2 protein-coding genes are annotated in these 1,764 nt (G+C 66.2%); both read right to left on the bottom strand.

Annotated features, from left to right (window positions below):
* Positions 1–146: 146 nt before the first annotated feature.
* Entirely contained in the window at positions 147–1,028 is an 882-nt protein-coding gene (locus FWJ67_RS10960; RefSeq protein ID WP_414481884.1) for a dihydrodipicolinate synthase family protein, read from the bottom strand.
* 135 nt (positions 1,029–1,163) lie between these two features.
* On the bottom strand, positions 1,164–1,764 hold a 601-nt coding region (locus FWJ67_RS10955; protein ID WP_414482838.1), incomplete at its 5' end, for an IclR family transcriptional regulator.

Genomic DNA, 1,764 nt, shown 5'->3' with positions numbered 1-1,764 from the left:
CACCAGCGCTAACCCACGATGGATTCGCACAGTCTCTTCCTCCCCACGGTTCTGGATCGTTCACCGATGAAGCCCGTGTCTTGGCTCCGATGCTGATCCCGTCAGGATCCCTGAGAACGTCGCCCCGTTCTCCCTCCCATCACCTCCTAAGCCAGAAGCCCTTTCAGCTTCCGGGAGGCGGCGTCCACGTGGTCGGAGGCCACCTCCTGGAATGGCGCCCGCACCCACCCACCGGGCAATCCCATGGCGCGCATGAGGCCCTTGATGGTGGGCACATGGCCAAACCCTGCAACCTCACAAATGGTGCTCACCCGCCGCTGGAGCACGGCGGCCGTGCCGAAATCACCGGCTTCCAGGGCCGCAAAGAGGCTCACGTACACCGTCGGGGCCAACTGGGAGGGACCGCTCACCGCCCCGTCGCAGCCTTCCAGGTAGGCGGCCGCCAGGAGGCTGTCCCCACCCACCAGCACCGAGAAATCCTCGCGCGTCCGGCGGTAGGCCCGCAGCCGGTCAAGATCCCCCATGGAGTTCTTGATGCCGATCACGTTGGGGAAGGCCTGGGCGAGCCGGGCCACCGTGGCCGGCTTCAGGTCGTTGCCGGTGTGGGACGGGATGTTGTACAGGTAGATGGGCACGTCTTCCGGAACGCTGCGGGCAATGGCCTCGAAGTAGGCCACCAGCTCCTCATCGCTGTAGCGGAAGTAGTAGGGCGTCACCGCCGCGATGCCGTCCGCGCCGATCTGGACCGCGTGCCGGGCCAGAGCGACCGCGTCCGCCGTCGGAATGGCGCCCACCTGGACGAAGACGGGCACCCGCCCCTGGACCCGTTCCACCACCGCCTCGGCCACCTCTTGCCGTTCCCGGACGGTCATGAAGGCCGCTTCGCCCGTCGTGCCCAGCGGGTAGAGGGCATGGACACCCCCTGCCAGCAGGTAGTCCGTCAGATCCGCCAGAGCCTTCCAATCCACCTGACCGTCTCGGTTGAAAGGCGTCACCATGGGTGTGACGATGCCGTAGAGTCGCTTCACCTGGCCTTCCCCTCCTCCGCCGCCCCGCGGCAGCTCGCCTCCCGGGGCAGCCAGCTCGTTCCGTTGGGTTGTTCATCAATGCCGAACGCTGTTCCGTTTGTGGAGCTGAGAGGTGCTTCCCCAATCCGGGCCGGCCTACTCCACCTCCAGCAAGCCCCCCTGGGAGGCAATCTCCCCACACGCCCGCTGCACGATGGCCGCGTAGCGGGGGATCCGCTCGGGCGTTATGTGGAGCGGGGGCCCCGAAAGGCTGATGGCCCCCACCAGCTGCCCGCCGGCGCCCAGAATGGGGGCGGCCACGCAGTGCACCCCCGCGTTGTGCTCGCCCCGGTCGATGGCGTAGCCCCGCTGCCGGATCTCATCCAACTCGGCCATCAACTCGTCCCACGTGGTGATGGTGGTTGGGGTGAAGCGGGGCAGACCGTGCCGCTCAACGACGGCTTTCACCTCATCCAGCGGCATGTAGGCCAGCATCGCTTTCCCGCACCCTGTGCAGTGCATGGGACCCCGCCGGCCCACGATGGAGTACTGGATCAGGCGCTTGGTCGGGTAGAGGGCCTCGATGTACAGAACCTGACCCTCGCGGGGGATGGTGAGGTAGACGATCTCGTTGGTCGCCTGCAAGACCTCTTCCAGAATGGGCAAAACATGCTCTTGGACCTTCAAGGAGCTGCGGGCGACAAAGCCCAATTCAAAAACCCTGAGCCCCAAGCCGTAGCTCCCATCGGGAAACTGG

Origin of the sequence: Limnochorda sp. (genome assembly GCF_047459355.1) — a bacterium.
Taxonomy (GTDB): Bacteria; Bacillota; Limnochordia; order Limnochordales; family Limnochordaceae; genus Limnochorda.
Note: the sequence above shows the minus strand (reverse complement) of the source record. Positions and strands in the feature narration are given on the sequence as shown.